Annotated in this window: 14 protein-coding genes and 1 riboswitch; of the genes, 1 reads left to right on the top strand and 13 read right to left on the bottom strand. The window is 72.9% G+C overall.

Features of this window, described 5'->3' with window-relative positions; all coding sequences use genetic code 11:
• Window positions 1-114 precede the first annotated feature (114 nt).
• A complete protein-coding gene (locus ABZO31_RS28045; protein WP_406864083.1) occupies window positions 115-1,059 on the bottom strand; it encodes a M23 family metallopeptidase in 945 nt (314 codons plus the stop codon).
• A 4-nt stretch (window positions 1,060-1,063) separates the two neighbouring features.
• A riboswitch (cyclic di-AMP (ydaO/yuaA leader) is annotated at window positions 1,064-1,250 on the bottom strand.
• A gap of 354 nt (window positions 1,251-1,604) precedes the next feature.
• On the opposite strand from ABZO31_RS28045, the gene ABZO31_RS28040 reads away from it, so the two are divergent.
• Window positions 1,605-2,417, top strand: coding sequence for a tyrosine-protein phosphatase (locus tag ABZO31_RS28040; protein ID WP_406864082.1), 813 nt, complete (start codon window positions 1,605-1,607; stop codon window positions 2,415-2,417).
• Here the strand turns inward: ABZO31_RS28040 and ABZO31_RS28035 are convergent, their stop codons facing one another.
• From ABZO31_RS28035 to hpnC, 12 genes are all read right to left on the bottom strand, one after another.
• Window positions 2,418-2,570 carry a DUF6126 family protein gene (locus ABZO31_RS28035; protein ID WP_406864081.1) on the bottom strand — a complete coding sequence of 51 codons (153 nt, stop codon included), beginning with the start codon at window positions 2,568-2,570 and terminating at the stop codon, window positions 2,418-2,420. It lies immediately after the preceding gene.
• A 34-nt stretch (window positions 2,571-2,604) separates the two neighbouring features.
• Window positions 2,605-3,225 (bottom strand): helix-turn-helix domain-containing protein, encoded by a 621-nt coding sequence (locus ABZO31_RS28030; RefSeq protein WP_406864080.1) that lies wholly within the window; start codon window positions 3,223-3,225, stop codon window positions 2,605-2,607.
• 98 nt (window positions 3,226-3,323) lie between these two features.
• A complete protein-coding gene (locus ABZO31_RS28025; protein WP_406864079.1) occupies window positions 3,324-4,712 on the bottom strand; it encodes an aspartate aminotransferase family protein in 1,389 nt (462 codons plus the stop codon).
• Window positions 4,709-6,607 carry a 1-deoxy-D-xylulose-5-phosphate synthase gene (gene dxs / locus ABZO31_RS28020; RefSeq protein WP_406864078.1) on the bottom strand — a complete coding sequence of 633 codons (1,899 nt, stop codon included), beginning with the start codon at window positions 6,605-6,607 and terminating at the stop codon, window positions 4,709-4,711. The genes ABZO31_RS28025 and dxs overlap by 4 nt, the downstream gene beginning before the upstream one ends.
• A 32-nt stretch (window positions 6,608-6,639) precedes the next feature.
• Window positions 6,640-7,809, bottom strand: coding sequence for a flavodoxin-dependent (E)-4-hydroxy-3-methylbut-2-enyl-diphosphate synthase (gene ispG / locus ABZO31_RS28015; protein ID WP_406864077.1), 1,170 nt, complete (start codon window positions 7,807-7,809; stop codon window positions 6,640-6,642).
• A 4-nt stretch (window positions 7,810-7,813) separates the two neighbouring features.
• Window positions 7,814-8,836, bottom strand: coding sequence for an adenosyl-hopene transferase HpnH (gene hpnH, locus ABZO31_RS28010; RefSeq protein WP_406864076.1), 1,023 nt, complete (start codon window positions 8,834-8,836; stop codon window positions 7,814-7,816).
• Window positions 8,837-8,842: 6 nt separating this feature from the next.
• Complete coding sequence (locus tag ABZO31_RS28005) at window positions 8,843-9,511, bottom strand: 1-hydroxy-2-methyl-2-butenyl 4-diphosphate reductase (protein ID WP_406864075.1); 669 nt, start codon at window positions 9,509-9,511, stop codon at window positions 8,843-8,845.
• Complete coding sequence (gene shc, locus ABZO31_RS28000) at window positions 9,511-11,517, bottom strand: squalene--hopene cyclase (protein WP_406864074.1); 2,007 nt, start codon at window positions 11,515-11,517, stop codon at window positions 9,511-9,513. The genes ABZO31_RS28005 and shc overlap by 1 nt, the downstream gene beginning before the upstream one ends.
• Before the next feature lie 107 nt (window positions 11,518-11,624).
• Window positions 11,625-12,725: a polyprenyl synthetase family protein gene (locus tag ABZO31_RS27995; RefSeq protein WP_406864073.1), complete on the bottom strand. Its 1,101-nt coding sequence runs from the start codon at window positions 12,723-12,725 to the stop codon at window positions 11,625-11,627.
• Complete coding sequence (gene hpnE / locus ABZO31_RS27990) at window positions 12,722-14,119, bottom strand: hydroxysqualene dehydroxylase HpnE (protein ID WP_406864072.1); 1,398 nt, start codon at window positions 14,117-14,119, stop codon at window positions 12,722-12,724. The genes ABZO31_RS27995 and hpnE overlap by 4 nt, the downstream gene beginning before the upstream one ends.
• A gap of 187 nt (window positions 14,120-14,306) precedes the next feature.
• Window positions 14,307-15,257: a presqualene diphosphate synthase HpnD gene (gene hpnD / locus ABZO31_RS27985; RefSeq protein WP_406864071.1), complete on the bottom strand. Its 951-nt coding sequence runs from the start codon at window positions 15,255-15,257 to the stop codon at window positions 14,307-14,309.
• Window positions 15,254-16,165 carry a squalene synthase HpnC gene (hpnC, locus tag ABZO31_RS27980; protein ID WP_406864070.1) on the bottom strand — a complete coding sequence of 304 codons (912 nt, stop codon included), beginning with the start codon at window positions 16,163-16,165 and terminating at the stop codon, window positions 15,254-15,256. The genes hpnD and hpnC overlap by 4 nt, the downstream gene beginning before the upstream one ends.
• Window positions 16,166-16,178: the final 13 nt, after the last annotated feature.

Genomic DNA, 16,178 nt, shown 5'->3' with positions numbered 1-16,178 from the left:
GTTGACGCAGGGTGAGATACGCCACCGGTCAAGATCTCCCCAATTCGGAATACGCCGGAGGCCCGGCACGTGGGTACGTGCCGGGCCTCCCGTGGGCCGCTCGTGCGGCGTGCGTCAGATCGAGACGCCGTGGCTGCGCAGGTAGGCCAGCGGGTCGACGTCCGAGCCGTAGCTCGGGCCGGTGCGGATCTCGAAGTGCAGGTGCGGGCCGCTGGAGTTGCCGGTCGAGCCGGAGAGCCCGATCTGCTGGCCGCCGCGCACGCTCTCGCCGGCCGAGACGGCGAGCGAGGAGAGGTGGGCGTACTGCGAGTAGCTGCCGTCGGCGTGCTGGATGACGACCTCGTTGCCGTAAGCGCCGCCCCAGCCGGCGGAGACCACGGTGCCGGCGCCGACGGCGCGGACGTTGGTGCCGGAGGAGGCCATGAAGTCGACACCGGTGTGGTAGCCGGAGGACCACATCGAGCCGGAGGCGCGGTACGCGGTGGAGACGCCGCCCTCGACGGGGGCGAACCAGCCGGAGGCGGCGGCCGGGGCGGCCGCGCGCTCGGCGCTGCGGGAGCTGCGGGTCTCGTCGGCGGCCTTGGCCTTCGGGGCGGGCTTCGGCGCGGCCTTGCGCTCGGCCTTGGCGGCGGGCTTGGCCGCGGGCTTGGCGGCGGGGGCCTTGGCCGTGGACTTGGCGCCGAGGGTGAGCTTCATGCCCGGGAAGATCAGCGACGGGTTGTCGCCGACGACCTGGCGGTTGTCCGCGTAGAGCTTCTTCCAGCCGCCGGCGAGGTCGTGCTCCGCGGCGATCTTGGACAGGTAGTCGCCGCGGACGACGGAGTAGATCTTCGCCTTGGCCTTCGCCTTGGCGGTGGCGGCCTGCGGGGCGGCGGCCGGCTGCGCGGCGGCCACGGCGGCGACGCGCTCGGCGGCCGCGGGGGCGGACTGCTCGGCCGCGTGGGCGCCGGTGGCGCCGAACAGCGGCAGAGCGACGACGGCGCCGCCCGCTCCGGCGGCGACGATGCCGCGGGTCAGCGGATTGGCCTTGGGACGGCGATGCTTACCCTTCGTGGGCATGGCGAATTCCTCTCCGTCGCCTGCGAGGTGAGCTGTCGGGTTCGGACTGGAGTTGTCCGGCCGCGCGATGCGCGACTTCACCCCGAGCCGTCCTTGGTCGAGGAACGGCGTGTTACCTGGGTCCCCCGCTCCTGCCGTACGTGGGTGGGTGCGGAAATCCGGACGGTGGCAGGATTCGGCGGGTCCGACCGGAGTGAGCGTGACGCTAGACGAGCCGAGTCGCGAGGAACAAGCCACGAATTCCCGTTCGCATTCTTCGCCGGGAATTTCCCTCCGGAATTCCGGTCACCCTCCGTGGATGACGGATCTTCGCGTTCCTTTCCGCACACGGCATTTGGGAAAAATGATCAGGCACGGACGGTCACGGTTATGACGCTGCTCACTCCCCCGAACCCATCTCCCCTGCAATCAGGGCGCGTTATATCGAAGCCCTCAATTCGGACAGAAAGCCCATTACCGCCCGGCGGGGTGCGCCGCCGGGCGGCGACCCTGGATGATTGCCCCAGGAACCGATCTCTTCTCGCCATCGAGCACCAGGAGCAGCCGTGACGCAGCAGACGCCCCAGGCCCCGCCGACCGAACCCGAGCTGACGGGCGTTCGCAACTTCCGTGACGTGGCGGGCCTGCCGACCGCGGACGGCCGGTCCGTGGCGCCGGGCCGGCTGTTCCGCAGCGGTCACCTGGCCCACGCCACCGCCGAGGACGCGGCGTTCCTGTCGACGCTCGGCCTGCACACGGTCTTCGACTTCCGCAACGAGGCGGACCGGGCCTTCGAGGGCCTGGACGTGGAGCTGCCCGGCACGCGGAACGTGCACATACCCCTGAACGATCCGGCGGACGGCAAGGAGTTCTGGAAGCTGGTGCGGTCGGGCGACCTGGCGACGCTGCGGGAGATGCTCGGGGACGGCAAGGCGGCCGCCCGAATGTCCGATTCATACCGGAAGATGATTGTGCAGCGGGCGCCCGAGCACAGCCGGATCGTGCACGCCCTGGCCGAGGACAGCGTGCCGGCACTGATGCACTGCGCGGCGGGCAAGGACCGCGCCGGACTGTCGATCGCGGTGTCGCTGCTCGCGGTCGGCGTCGAGCGGGAGGCCATCGAGGCCGACTACGTGAAGTCCAACGAGCCGCACCGCCGCTACAAGGTGCACCGCAGCTCCACCGCCCCGGACGGGATGTCGCCCGCGGTCATGGAGCTGCTGAGCCCGCTGTTCGACGCCCGCGTCGACTACCTGCGGGCCGCGTTCGCCCAGATGGACGAGACGTACGGCTCGGTCGAGGGCTACCTCACGGAGGGCCTGAAGCTCTCCGCCGGGACCCGCGAGCTGCTGCGGGCCCGGCTGCTCACGCAGGGGTAGCTAGTTCTGGCCGCCGAGGGCGAAGAGCAGGTACAGGAAGCCGGCGAAGAGGTGGCCGGCGATCAGGTAGGCGAAGAGGCGCAGCACCAGGCCCTTGGGGAACCTGCCGCCCCCGCGCTCCTCGCCGGTGACGGCGGCTGACTTGTCGGACATGTCGGGTACCTCCTGAGAGTTCAACGGCGAGAGTTCAGCGGCGATGCGGACCCGGGTCGCCGAGGCACAGCTCGGCGGCGGGGGTCTGCAGCAGCGTGTGGACGAAGAGCACGTCCGCGCCGTCGGGAGTGGCGGCGCCGATGCGGTGCGGGGTGAGCGAGTCGAAGTGCGCGCTGTCCCCCGGGTCGAGGACGTGCACGGTGTCGCCGAGGGCCAGCCGCACCTGGCCGCGCAGCACGTGGATCCACTCCTCGCCGGGGTGGACCCGCACGATGTCGGCCCGGGTGGCGTGCGGGACGTGCACCCGCAGCGCCTGCAGCGCCCGGCCGGCGCCACCCGCCTGGTGGTACACCCAGCCGTCCGCCTCCACCGGCTCGGACCGGCCGGCCCGGACGATGGGGTCGTACTCCGGGGAGACCTCCCCCAGGAGCGCGGAGACCGTCGTACCGTAGATACGGGCGAGGGCCAGCAGCATCGGCAGCGAGGGTTGCCGGCGGCCCGTCTCGAGCCGGGACAGATGGGCCGGCGAGAGACCGGCGCGCTGGGCGGCGGTCTCCAGGGTCAGCCCCCGGCGGCGGCGCAGTCCACGCAGCTGGGGGGCGACGTCCGGCAGGGCGTCCGGGGCGGGCTCCCCGGGGAGGTGGTCGTGCTCCATGCCTCCATTCCGCCAGGACCTTTCCTCAGAGGCAACTTTCTTGCCCGAGAGGCAAAAACTCCCGCCGCCCGCTCCCCCACCGGCTCACCGCAGGGTGCTCAGCGCTGCGCCACCGCCTGCCTGACCAGCGTCTTCCCGAAGTCCCACATCAGCCCGCCGCCGGCATGCGCGTCGTCCATCACGGCCGTGAACGCCGTGACGAACCGGTCCACGTCCGCCTCGTCCACGATCAGCGGCGGGATCAGCTTGATCACCTCCAGGTGGTCCCCGGACACCTGGGTGAGGATCCGGTGCCGCTGCAGCAGCGGGACCACCACCATCTGCGCGAAGAGCCCCTTCCGGGCCGTCTGGAGCATCGTCCAGCGGCTGCGCAGGCCCAGCGACGAGGGCCGGCCGAACTCGATCCCGATCATCAGCCCCCGGCCGCGGACCTCGTGCAGCAGCTCGTAGCGCGGCACCAGCTCCTCGAGCCGGGCCTTGAGCAGCCCGCCGACCCGCCGGACGTGCGCGACCGTCCCCTCCTGCTCCATCACCGCCAGCACCGCGAGCCCGGCGGCCATGGCCTGGGCGTTGCCGCCGAAGCTGGCGGAGTGGACCAGGACCCGGTCCATGGACGAGTAGACCTTCTTGAAGATCCAGTCCTTGCCGAGCGTCGCGCCGACCGGCACGTACCCGCCGGACAGGGCCTTCGCCACGCAGACCAGGTCCGGCTCGACGCCGTCCTCGTGCTGGTACGCGTAGAAGTCGCCGGTCCGGCCGAGGCCGGTCTGCACCTCGTCGGCGATCAGGAGCGCCTTGTGCCGGTGCAGCAGCTCCTGCGCGGCGCGCAGCCAGCCGGGCGGCGCCTCGTGCACCCCCTTGCCCTGGATCGGCTCGACGATCAGCGCGGCCACGTCGCCGCGGCGCAGCTCCCGCTCCAGGGCGTCCAGGTCGCCGAGCGGCACCGCGGTGTCGGGCAGCAGCGGCGCGAAGCCGTCCCGGAAGCCGCGCTCGCCGTTGACCGAGAGGGAGCCGGTGGTCAGGCCGTGGAAGGCGTGGTCGCAGTACAGGACCCTGGGCCGTCCGGTGGCGTACCGGGCGAACTTCAGGGCGGTCTCCACCGCCTCGGTGCCGCTGTTGCCGAAGAAGACCCGGTCCAGGTGCGGGCTGTGGGCGAGCAGCCGCTCGGCGAGCAGCCCGGGCAGCGGCGGGCAGTCGAAGCGGGTCAGGTCGGGGAGCGAGGCGTCGAGCACGTCGTGCAGGGCCTTGCGGACCACCGGATGGTGCCGACCGAGGCCCATCACGCCGAAGCCGGCCAGCATGTCGAGGTGGTCGTTGCCCTCGGCGTCCCAGAAGTGGGCGCCCTCGGCCCGCTCGTAGACCCGGTCGAAGCCGATGGTGTGCAGCATCCGGGGCAGCTGGTGGTTGAGGTACCTGCCGTACAGCTCGTACCGCTCCGCACCGCGCTCGGCGAGCAGCCGCCCGAGGTCGAAGCCCTGGTCGGTCATTCCTGGTTCTCCTTGGGTTCGAGCGCCTCACGGCGGGCGAGGGCGGCGCCGACGCGGCCGGCGATCTCCACCGGGGTGAGGCCGATCTCGGCCAGCACCTCCTTGCGGGAGGCGTGGGCGAGGAACTGCTCGGGGATGCCGAAGGTGCGCAGCGGCACGTCCACCCCGGCGTCGCGCAGCGCCTGCCCGACGGCGGCCCCGACGCCGCCGGTGCGGCTGTTGTCCTCGACGACCGCGACCAGCCGGTGCCGGGCGGCCAGCGGCGGCAGCGCCGGGTCGACGGGCTTGACCCAGCGCGGGTCGACGACGGCGCAGCGCACCCCGCTCCCGGCGAGCAGCTCCGCCGCGCCGAGGCAGACCCCGGCCATCGCGCCGACGGCGACCAGCAGCACCTCGGCCGCGTCGTCCTGGCGCAGCACGTCCATGCCGCCGACCCGGCCGAGCGCGGGCAGCGGCTCGCCGACGGACTCCTTGGGGAAGCGCAGCAGCGTCGGCGCGTCGTCGACGTCGAGTGCCTCGCGCAGCTGGGCCCGCAGCTCGTCGGCGTCGCGCGGCGCGGCGATCCGCAGGCCCGGGACGACCTGGAGGACCGACAGGTCCCACATGCCGTTGTGGGAGGGCCCGTCCGCGCCGGTGACGCCGGCCCGGTCGAGGACGAAGGTGACCCCGCAACGGTGCAGCGCCACGTCCATGAGCACCTGGTCGAAGGCGCGGTTGAGGAAGGTGGCGTAGACGGCGACGACCGGGTGGAGGCCGCCGGTGGCGAGCCCGGCCGCGGAGACGGCGGCGTGCTGCTCGGCGATGCCGACGTCGAAGACCCGCTCGGGGAAGCGCTCGGCGAACTTCGTCAGGCCGACCGGGTGCAGCATGGCCGCCGTGAGGGCGACGACCTCCGGCCGCCGGGCGCCCTCCTCCGCGAGCGCGTCGCCGAACACGGAGGTCCACGACGGGCCCGACGGCGGCGAGAGCGGCAGACAGGTCTGCGGGTCCATCGCGCCGACCGCGTGGAACCGGTCGGCCTCGTCCTCCAGGGCGGGCTGGTAACCACGGCCCTTCTCGGTGATGCAGTGGACGAGGACGGGGCCGCTGAACCCCTTGGCGCGGCGCAGCGCGGACTCGACGGCGGCGACGTCGTGGCCGTCGACGGGGCCGACGTACTTGAGGCCGAGGTCCTCGAAGAGCCCCTGGGGCGCGAAGGCGTCCTTGAAGCCCTTCTTCGCGCCGTGCAGGGAGTCGTACAGGGGCCGGCCGACCACGGGGGTGCGGTCCAGGAGGTCCTTGCCCCAGGACAGGAAGCGCTCGTAGCCGTCGGCGGTGCGCAGGGCCGCGAGGTGGTGGGCGAGGCCGCCGATGGTGGGGGCGTACGAGCGCTCGTTGTCGTTGACGACGATGACGAGCGGGCGGTCCTTCGCGGCGGCGATGTTGTTCAGGGCCTCCCAGGCCATGCCGCCGGTCAGGGCGCCGTCGCCGATGACGGCGACCACGTGGTCCGGGCGGCCGAGCAGTTCGTTGGCCTTGGCGAGGCCGTCGGCCCAGCCGAGGACGGTCGAGGCGTGCGAGTTCTCGATGACGTCGTGCTCGGACTCCTCCCGGGACGGGTATCCGGACAGGCCGCCCTTGCCGCGCAGCTTGGAGAAGTCCTGGCGGCCGGTGAGGAGTTTGTGGACGTAGCTCTGGTGGCCGGTGTCCCACAGCACCTTGTCCTGCGGGGAGTCGAAGACCCGGTGCAGGGCGAGGGAGAGTTCCACCACCCCCAGGTTGGGTCCCAGATGGCCGCCGGTCCTGGCCACCGCCCGGATCAGGAACGCGCGGATCTCCTCGGCGAGTTCGTCGAGTTGCGGGACGGTCAGCGGCCAGAGGTCGCGCGGTCCCTTGATGGTCTCCAGAATCGTCATGCTCGGCCCCCTGTCGGTCCGGTCCGGCCCGCTCAGCCGACGACGGTGACCGCGGGCGGGCCCGAGGGCTCCCCCGCGTCCGCCATGGCGGCTGCGATCTTGTGCGCCTCGTCGATGAGGGTCTCCACGATCTTCGACTCGGGGACGGTCCTGACGACCTCGCCCCGGACGAAGATCTGTCCCTTGCCGTTGCCGGAGGCGACCCCGAGGTCCGCCTCCCGGGCCTCTCCCGGCCCGTTGACCACGCAGCCCATCACGGCCACCCGCAGCGGCACCTCCATGCCGTCGAGGCCGGCGGTGACCTCGTCGGCGAGCTTGTACACGTCGACCTGGGCGCGGCCGCAGGAGGGGCAGGAGACGATCTCGAGTCGGCGGCTGCGCAGTCCGAGGGACTCCAGGATCTCGATGCCGACCTTGATCTCCTCGACCGGCGGGGCCGACAGCGAGACCCGGATGGTGTCGCCGATGCCCTCGGAGAGCAACGCCCCGAAGGCGACGGCCGACTTCACAGTGCCCTGGAAGGCCGGTCCGGCCTCGGTGACGCCGAGGTGCAGCGGATACTCACAGGACGCGGCGAGTTGCCGGTAGGCGTTGACCATCACGACCGGGTCGTGGTGCTTGACCGAGATCTTGATGTCGCGGAAGCCGTGCTCCTCGAAGAGTGACGCTTCCCAGAGCGCGGATTCCACCAGCGCCTCCGGGGTGGCCTTTCCGTGCTTCTCCAGGAGCCGCCGATCGAGGGAGCCGGCGTTCACGCCGATGCGGATCGGAATTCCGGCCGCGGCGGCCGCCTGCGCGATCTGTTTCACCTTGTCGTCGAACTGCTTGATGTTCCCGGGATTCACCCTGACCGCGGCGCAGCCCGCGTCGATCGCGGCGAACACGTACTTCGGCTGGAAGTGGATGTCCGCGATCACGGGGATCGTCGACTGCCGCGCGACGGCCGCCAGGGCGTCCGCGTCGTCCTGCGTGGGGCAGGCGACCCGGACGATCTGGCAGCCGGCCGCGGTGAGCTCGGCGATCTGCTGCAACGTCGCGCCGACGTCGGAGGTGCGGGTCGTCGTCATCGACTGCACCGAGACGGGCGCGTCCCCGCCCACCGCCACCGGCCCGACGTGGAGGCGCCGGGAGACGCGGCGCTCCGCGAGGGGCCGGGGCGGCGGCTGGGGAAGGCCCAGGGGGACGGCTGTGCCGGCGCTCACGTCCTCACCCCCGGTTCTGGGACACGGTCTCGCGGGCCGCGCGCAGGGACTCCTTGAGCGAGCCCATGGTGGCGAGGACGGCGGTGGGCTCGTAGCCGCAGTGCGCCATGCAGTTGGCGCAGCGCGGGTCCTTGCCGCGGCCGTAGGAGTCCCAGTCGGTGTCCTCGATGAGCTCCCGGTACGTGGGGACGTAGCCGTCGCTCATCAGGTAGCAGGGGCGCTGCCAGCCGAACAGGGAGTAGTTCGGGATCGCCCAGGCCGTGCAGGGGAAGTCGGCCTTGCCCTCCAGGAAGTCCAGGAAGAGCGGAGAGTGGTTGAGCCGCCAGCGGCGCCGGTTGCCGCCGGCGAAGGCCTTCTTGAACAGTTCGCGGGTCTGCTCGACTCCGAGGAAGTGCTCCTGGTCGGGCGCCTTCTCGTAGGCGTAGGCGGGCGAGATCATCATCTCGTCGACCTGGAGGTCGTCGTTGAGGAAGTTCAGCACCTCGATGACGGTCTGCGGGGTGTCGGTGTTGAAGAAGGTCGAGTTGGTGGTGACCCGGAAGCCGCGCCGCTTGGCCTCCTTGATCGCCGCCACCGCCTCGTCGAACACGCCCTCCTTGGCCACGGACTCGTCGTGCCGCTCGCGCAGCCCGTCGATGTGCACCGCGAAGGCGAAGTACGGGGAGGGGGTGAACTTCTCCAGCTTCTTGCGCAGCAGCAGCGCGTTGGTGCACAGGAAGACGTACTTCTTCCTGGCCACCAACTGGCGCACGATCTCGTCGATCTGAGGGTGCATCAGCGGTTCGCCGCCGGCGATGGAGACCATCGGGGCGCCGGACTCGAGCACCGCGCCGACGGCCTGGGCAACGGGCATCCGCTGCTTGAGAACGCCTGCCGGGTGCTGGATCTTTCCGCAGCCCTCGCACTTCAGGTTGCAGGCGTACAGCGGCTCCAGTTCCACGATCAACGGGAACTTGTCCCGCTTGCGAAGCTTCTGTTCGAAGAGGTAGGTCCCGACCCGGACCGACTGACGGAGCGGCATGGCCATACTCGCTCACCTCCTGGGGAGCAGCAAAGAACGGTGCCATTCGAAGAATGCGGGAAGGACGGCACGAAGAACACGGAAGGCTGATATTCCCCCGCGTACCGTGCCGATCCGGACCAGCTCATGCTCTGGAGCGTCCACGACCACCCGGACGGCCGCAACCGGACGCGGTCCGGCGGCCAGCGCGGTGTGCAGCGTGGCGGCGGACTCCATGTCGACCGCGATCGCCCCGCCGGCGAGCAGTTCGGCCCGCTCGTGGCCGCGTACGACGTGGTCGGAGCCGGTCATCGGGCCGGTGTGCACGGTGCGCTCGGGCAGCGCCCGGACCAGCGCCTTGACCAGCAGGTCCGTAGCGGTGCAGGGCGTGGCACCGGCCGGCCCGCGGGTCTCCTCGGCCGCGACCAGGTCACCCGGATGCATGCCGGGGGCGAGGCCGGCGCAGAAGCCGGAGGCGAGGACGGCGGCGTCGCGCCAGGGGGCGCGGTCCAGCTGCCGGGCCACGGCGCGGCGGGCGTGGGCCGGGCCCATGCCCGTCCGCAGCACGGTGACCGGCCCGGGCGCGCCGCCGAGGCCGCCGCTGCGGAGCGCGAGCTGCTCGATGCCGAGCGCGCAGGCGATCACCAGCGGCGGCGCGGAGCCGGCCGGTGCGGGACCGGCGGGCTCCGGTCCGCGGGGCATCAGCCCTCCCCGGCGGCGGGGGCGGGCAGACCGGCGGGGACGGGTTCGCCGTTCAGGTACCGGCCCAGCGCGGTGAGCGGGAAGACCTGCCGGTAGAGGTGGTAGTTGATGGAGAAGTCCCAGGGGAAGCCGGTGCCGGTGTAGTACGGCTCGTCCCAGGTGCCGTCCTCGTGCTGGGTGGCGACGAGCCAGGCGATGCCGCGCCGGACCGCCTCGGTGTCCTCCTCCCCGGCCGCGAGCAGCGAGATCAGCGCCCAGGCGGTCTGGGAGGCCGTCGAGACGCCCCGTCCGATCCAGCCGCGTTCGCGGTACGAGCGGAGGTCCTCGCCCCAGCCGCCGTCCTCGTTCTGCACGGACTCCACCCAGGCGACGGCGCGCCGCAGCGCGGGGTGCGACCCGGGCAGCCCGGCCGCGGTGAGCGCCGGTACCACGGAGGCGGTGCCGTAGAGGTAGTTGACGCCCCAGCGACCGAACCAGCCGCCGTCCACGTCCTGTTCGGCGAGCAACCAGTCGATTCCCCTGCGGGTGCTGGGGTGTTCGGCCTTGCCCTCGTAGCCGAGGAACTCGACGACATGGGCGGTGACGTCGGCCGACGGCGGGTCGATGACCTCGCCGAAGTCGCAGAACGGCAGCCGGTTGGGGAAGGGGCTGGTGTTGTCGGCGTCGAAGGCGCCCCAGGCCCCGTTGCGCGACTGCATGCCGACGGTCCAGCGGGCGGCGCGGCGGACGGCCGCCTCGACCCGGGCCGGCTCGGGGTGCCGGACCCGGCGCAGGGCGAGGATCACCTCGGCGGTGTCGTCGATGTCCGGGTAGGTGTCGTTGTGGAACTCGAACGCCCAGCCGCCGGGGGCCAGTCGGGGCCGGCGCACGGCCCAGTCCCCCTTCTTGGTGATCTCCTCGTCGAGCATCCAGTCGACGGCCTTCACCAGCGCCGGATGGTCGGGGGCGAGCCCGGCGTCGGCGAGCGCGATGGTGGCCAGGCAGGTGTCCCAGACCGGGGACTGGCACGCCTCGATCATGCGGGAGCCGTCCTCGCGCCACGACGTGAACCGGTCCAGGGACTCGAGCCCGGCCCGCATCACCGGGTGCCGGAGGTCGTAGCCGAGCAGGTGCAGGGCGATGAGCGAGTACACGGCCGGGGGCTGGATGCCGCCCCAGCAGCCGTCGTTCTCCTGCCGTTCGACGATCCAGCGGGCGGCGGTGTCGATGGCCGTCCCGCGCAGCAGGCGGGGAGCGAAACGATGGTAGACGTGCAGCGCCTTGTCGATCCGCTGGAAGATGCCGTCCCAGCCGGTGGGCGGGGCGAGCGGCTTCGGCGGGTTGGGCCGGGCCGGATCGGTGTGCAGCTCGGTGAGCGCGAACGGCGCGGGCCGCACCGGGCGCAGCGCCGAGACGATGCTCAGCGGCACGATGGTCTGCCGCGCCCAGCAGCCGAACGCGTAGATGTTCAGCGGGAACCAGGAGGGCAGCAGGTTCAGCTCGGGCGGCACCTCGGGCAGGTCCTCCCACTTCCACCAGCCGAAGAGGGCGAGCCAGATCCGGGTGAAGACCCGCGCGTCGGCGATGCCGCCGTGGGCGCGGATCCAGGCGGAGGCCCGCGCCATGTGCGGGTCCTCGGGGCGGTCCCCGGCGAGCCGGAGCGCCACGTACGCCTCGATGGTGGTGGACAGTTCACCGGGTCCGCCGTAGAACGTGGCCCAGGTGCCGTCCTCGCGCTGCTCGCCGCGGATGTACACGGCGGCGGCGCGGGTGGTCTTCTCGTCGCCGATCCCGAGGAACTGGCGGAGCAGCAGGTCCTCGGCGTCCATGGTGACGTTGGTCTCCAGGTCGCCCTTCCACCAGCCGGCGGCGTCCTGGCGGGCGAGGAGGTGGTCGGTCGCGCGCTGCGCGGCACGCGCGGCGGCCTCCCGGTCCTGGCCCCGAGCGGGTGGTGTGTCGGTCGTCCGTGCGGCCTCGGCAGCCCGGGGGTCCACGGCCCCGGCGCTTCCGTCGGTCGTCGCTGTCATGGCGTCCCCTTCGTGCAGTCGGTTGCTTCTGCTTCTTCGGGTCTGCCGTCGGCCGGCGCCGGGTGGCGCCGGCCGGCGACCGCGCACTCATATCTGGGTGATGGTGATCATCTCTTCCGTACGACGACGAAGTCGGCGAGCGCGACGAGCTCGTCCCTCACCCGCCCGGGCATGTCCACCTCGTGCAGCGCCTCGATCGCGATCGCGTGCTGGCGGCGGGCCTCCTGGGAGGTCCATTCGCGGCCGCCGGCCTCCTCGATCAGGGCGGCGCGGGCGGCGAACTCCGCCTCGGAGAACGAGGCGAAGTCGGCGCTCTTGGCGTCGGCCGCGAGCAGCGTCCCGAGCTCCTCGGAGGCCGGCCCGCCGGCCGCGAGGGCGGCGACGACCGGCAGCGACTTCTTGCGCTGGCGCAGGTCGCTCCAGGTCTGCTTGCCGGTGGCCTCCGGGTCGCCCCAGATGCCGAGCAGGTCGTCCACGGCCTGGAAGGCGAGGCCGAGGTGGTAGCCGTACTCCTCCAGCTTGTCTGCCGTGCGGTCGTCCGCGCCGCCGAGCACCGCGCCGATGGAGACGGCGCAGGCGAGCAGCGCACCGGTCTTGTTGCCCTCCATGGTCAGGCACTCCTCGACGGTCACCCGCTCCCGGTGCTCGTAGGAGATGTCCTGCGCCTGGCCGTCGATGAGCTTGCGCGTGGCGGTGGTGAGCCGCCGGGTGGCGCGGCCGGCCTCGACGGTGCCCAGCTCCAGGAGCAGCTCGTTGGCCAGCGCGAACAGGGCGTCGCCGACGAGGATCGCCTGGGCGGGGCCGTGCACCTTCCACACCGTGTCGCGGTGCCTGCGCTGCTCGTCGCCGTCCATCAGGTCGTCGTGCAGCAGCGAGAAGTTGTGCACCAGCTCCACGGCGACGGCACCGGGGATGCCGACCTCCGGCGGTGCCCCGGCGGCCTCGGCGGAGATCAGCGCGAGCGCGGGGCGCACGGCCTTGCCGCTGTCGGCGTCGGTGGGGTTGCCGTGCGCGTCGATCCAGCCGAAGTGGTAGGCCGCCACGGTGTCCATGGGCGGGGCGAGGCGGTCGACGGCCGCCCGCAGCACGGGGGTGGACAGGGTCCGCCCCCGCTCCAGAAGTGCGGTCACGTCCGCGGTGTCGACAACCGGGTTCCCCGGCGGCACAGTCGGCACGGTCTCTCCTCTTGTTCCGGTACTCACGCTCATACCGCCTCCTGCAGCGGATGTTCCTGGCGGCGGCCGAGGTCCGAGAGCGCCGCGCCGGCGGCGCTGAAGCCGCTGCGCACGGCACCCTCCATCGTCGCGGGCCAGCCGGTGGCCGTCCACGCGCCGGCCAGTACGAGGCCGGGCGCGGACGTGCGGGCGCCGGGGCGGAGCCGCCCGACGCCCGGGGTGGGCGCGAACGTGGCCGTCCGCTCCCGGGTGACGAAGAAGTCCCGTACGCCGGCGCCTCGGGCGGCCGGCAACAGGCGCTCCAGTTCCGGAAGATACCGCTCCCGCAGGGCCGCGACCGTCTCGTCGATCTCGTCCTGCGCGGCGGACTGCGAAACGGCCAGGTACTGACCGCCGCCCCGGAGCCCCGAGGAGTCGGTCCGGTCGAACACCCACTGCACCGGCGAGCCGAGTGCGGTGAAGAAGGGCCGCCTGAGCACCTTGCGGTCGTAGACGACGTGGAGGTTGAGGATCGGCGCGGTGCCGATGTCGAGCAGCCGGTCGGGGTCGTCGAGCGCGCCCTCGGGCAGCAGGCCGTGGGCCTCGCGCTGCGGTACGGCCAGCACGACGGCGTCGGCCTCGAGGCTCTCCCCTTCGGTGGCGACGGTCCAGCGGCCGTCGCCGGTGCGGGAGATCCGCTCCGCCTTGGTGCGCAGTTCGGTGCGGACGCCGAGGGCGTCGAGGGCCTTGCGGGCCCGGGTGTCGTGGAGTTCGCCGAGCGGGACGTGGGCCCAGCCGATGTCGGCGGCCCCCGGCTCGGAGAGCAGCCCGGTCTTGAAGACCATCGCGGCCAGGCCCATGGAGGCGTCGGGCGCCGGGGCGTTGAGGGTGGGGATGCCGACGAGGTCCCACAGCGCGGCGACGGCGCGTGGCGACTGGCCGTGCCGGCCGAGCCAGGTGGCGAAGTCGATCCCGTCCAGGGCGGGGTCGGCGGGGTCGAGCCGGCGCAGCGCGAGCGCGGCCCGCGCGACGCCGAGCCGCTCGACCGGGGAGAGATGCGGGTACGTGGCGAGGCTGCCCGCGAGATGCAGCGGTACCGGCAGGGCGCTGCGGCGCAGCCGGCCGAGCCGGGGGCCGCGCGGCCGGCCGACGTCGAGCACCGGTACGTCGAGCCGCTTCTGCAGCGGGGCGAGCGCGGCCCCGTCGACGCGGTCGAGGAACCAGCGGTAGGCGGTGCAGCAGCGCAGGTAGACGTGCTGCCCGTTGTCGACGGTCAGCTCGCCGCGCCGGAAGGAGAAGGCGAGCCCGCCGAGCCGGGGGCGGCCTTCGAGCAGGGTGACGCGCACTCCGGACTCGGCGAGCCGGAGTGCTGCGGTGGTCCCGGCGAGGCCGCCGCCGACGACGACGGCGTGCGGGGTCTCCGCCGGTGCGGAGCGGTCGGGGCTCAAAGGGCCTCCCCTCGGGTCGTCGACGTGCAGGACGCCGGACCGGGCACACGGGTTGCCCGGCCGTGACGGGCACACCGGGCGGGATGCGCGGACCGGCCCCGTTCCGCGCACCCGTCCGGGCGGCCGTACCGGTGCGAAGACGCGCATCCGTACCCATGCGCGTCCCCGTCCGGGCGGGCGTACGGCTTCATGCGCGCCTCCCGGCGGTGCGTCGGGTGACGTGCCGGGCGTCCAGGCCGGACAGGCCGCGCATCGCAACGTACGCCTTCTCGCGGCCGGGCAGCGAGACCCTGCCCCGGAGCACCGCCCCGGGGTCGCGCTCGATGCGGTCGAGCAGCCGGCGGTAGATGCCGGCCATGGCGGCCACACAGGCACCGCTGCGCCGGTCGAGCATCGGCAGCAGCCGGTACCCCTCGGCGAACAGGGCGCGGGCGCGCCGGACTTCGTAGTGCACGAGCCCGGCGAAGTCGGATCCCTCGGGCGGCACGGCCGAGCGGAAGCCGTCGGTGCAGCCGAATTTGGCCAGGTCGTCGGCGGGAAGGTAGACCCGCCCGTTGCCGGCGTCCTCGCGGACGTCGCGCAGGATGTTGGTCAGCTGGAGCGCGAGACCCAGCGTGTCGGCGTACTCGGGGGCGCGCTCGGCACCGGGCGCGCCGGGCTGGGTGCCGAACACCCCGAGCGACAGCCGGCCGATGGCGCCGGCGACGCAGCGGCAGTAGACCTTGAGGTCGTCCCAGGTCTCGTACGTCTCGCCGCGCACGTCCATGAGGACACCGTCGATGAGTTCGTCGAGCCCTTCGAGCGGGATCGGGAAGCGCTCGGCCGCGTCGGCGAGGGCGACGGCCACCGGGTCGGTGTCGTCCTGCTCGACCTCGCCCTTGCGGATCCGGTCCAGGACCGTGCGGGTGGCCTCCAGGCGGTCCCGCTTGGTCTCGGGCGCGAGGTCGCCGTCGCCGATGTCGTCGACCCGCCGGGAGAAGGCGTACAGGGCGGACATCGCCTGGCGCTTCTCGGTCGGCAGCAGCCGGATCCCGTAGGCGAAGTTGCGCGCCTGCTGTCCGGTGACGGTCTCGCAGTAGCTGTAGGCGGCCCGCACCGGCGCGGACAGCTCGCTGTGCTGCTCCACGGTCCGGTTCACCCCTCTCTCCGCGCCCCGCGCAGGACCCGGCCCACCGAGCGGGCGAGCCGGGCGCGACTCGCCTTCGGCGGCCCGGCCAGGACGTCGAAGCGCGCGGCGGCCACGGCGTCGAGGGCGGCCTGCCCGCCGCCGGAGAAGCCGGCGAGCAGCAGCCGGAGCCGGCCGTGCACGCTGCCGATCAGCGGGGCGCCGTCGTCGAACAGCTCGCGGGCGCGGGCGGCCTCGAAGGCGATCAGGCTGCGCACCGAGGCGTTGGCGCTCGGCCGGTCCAGGTCCTCCTCGGTGACGTGGAACCGCTTGAGATCCTCGGCCGGCAGGTAGATCCGGTCCCGGCGCAGGTCCTCGGCGACGTCCTGGAGGTGTTCGACGATCTGCAGGGCGGTGCAGATCATGTCGGAGCGGTGCAGCCGCTCGGGGGTGGCGGTCCCGGTGATCGCGAGGACCAGCCGACCGACGGGGTTGGCGGAGAGCTCGCAGTACGCGACGAGGTCGTCGAAGGTCTCGTAGCGGCGGACGACCTGGTCCTGCCGGTTGGCCTCGATCAGGCCGAGGAAGGGGCCCGGGGAGAGGGAGCGGCGCCGTACGGTCGGCTGGAGGGCGCGCAGCAGGGGGTGCTGCGGGGTCCCCTCGAAGACCCGCATGAGGTCGGCCTCGAAGGCGTCGAGCAGGGCGAGCGGGTCGTCGGCGTACTCGGGGTCGACGCCGAGGAAGCGGGCGTCCTCGCCGCCGGGGGCGAGGTCACCGTCGCCGATGTCGTCGACGAGGCGGGCGTAGCCGTAGACGGCCATGAGGTCGTCCCGCCAGGCGCGCGGCAGGAAGAAGGGGGCCACGGAAAAGTTCTCGTGCGCGGCCTTGGCGAGAGTGGTGCGGGTGGAGACGTCGGGGCGCACCTGCCCGGCACCCGTCACTGCGGGTTTCCCG

Source organism: Streptomyces solicamelliae, from assembly GCF_045348655.1.
Lineage (GTDB): Bacteria > Actinomycetota > Actinomycetes > Streptomycetales > Streptomycetaceae > Streptomyces > Streptomyces solicamelliae.
This window is presented reverse-complemented; position numbering and strand designations above follow the sequence as displayed.

Coding starts and splice junctions, on each gene's coding strand:
- shc (WP_406864074.1), bottom strand. CDS start 11,517: ATGACAGCGACGACCGACGGAAGCGCCGGGGCCGTGGACCCCCGGGCT.
- hpnH (WP_406864076.1), bottom strand. CDS start 8,836: ATGGCCATGCCGCTCCGTCAGTCGGTCCGGGTCGGGACCTACCTCTTC.
- ABZO31_RS28025 (WP_406864079.1), bottom strand. CDS start 4,712: ATGACCGACCAGGGCTTCGACCTCGGGCGGCTGCTCGCCGAGCGCGGT.
- ABZO31_RS28030 (WP_406864080.1), bottom strand. CDS start 3,225: ATGGAGCACGACCACCTCCCCGGGGAGCCCGCCCCGGACGCCCTGCCG.
- dxs (WP_406864078.1), bottom strand. CDS start 6,607: ATGACGATTCTGGAGACCATCAAGGGACCGCGCGACCTCTGGCCGCTG.
- ABZO31_RS28035 (WP_406864081.1), bottom strand. CDS start 2,570: ATGTCCGACAAGTCAGCCGCCGTCACCGGCGAGGAGCGCGGGGGCGGC.
- ABZO31_RS27995 (WP_406864073.1), bottom strand. CDS start 12,725: ATGAGCGTGAGTACCGGAACAAGAGGAGAGACCGTGCCGACTGTGCCG.
- ABZO31_RS28005 (WP_406864075.1), bottom strand. CDS start 9,511: ATGCCCCGCGGACCGGAGCCCGCCGGTCCCGCACCGGCCGGCTCCGCG.
- ABZO31_RS28045 (WP_406864083.1), bottom strand. CDS start 1,059: ATGCCCACGAAGGGTAAGCATCGCCGTCCCAAGGCCAATCCGCTGACC.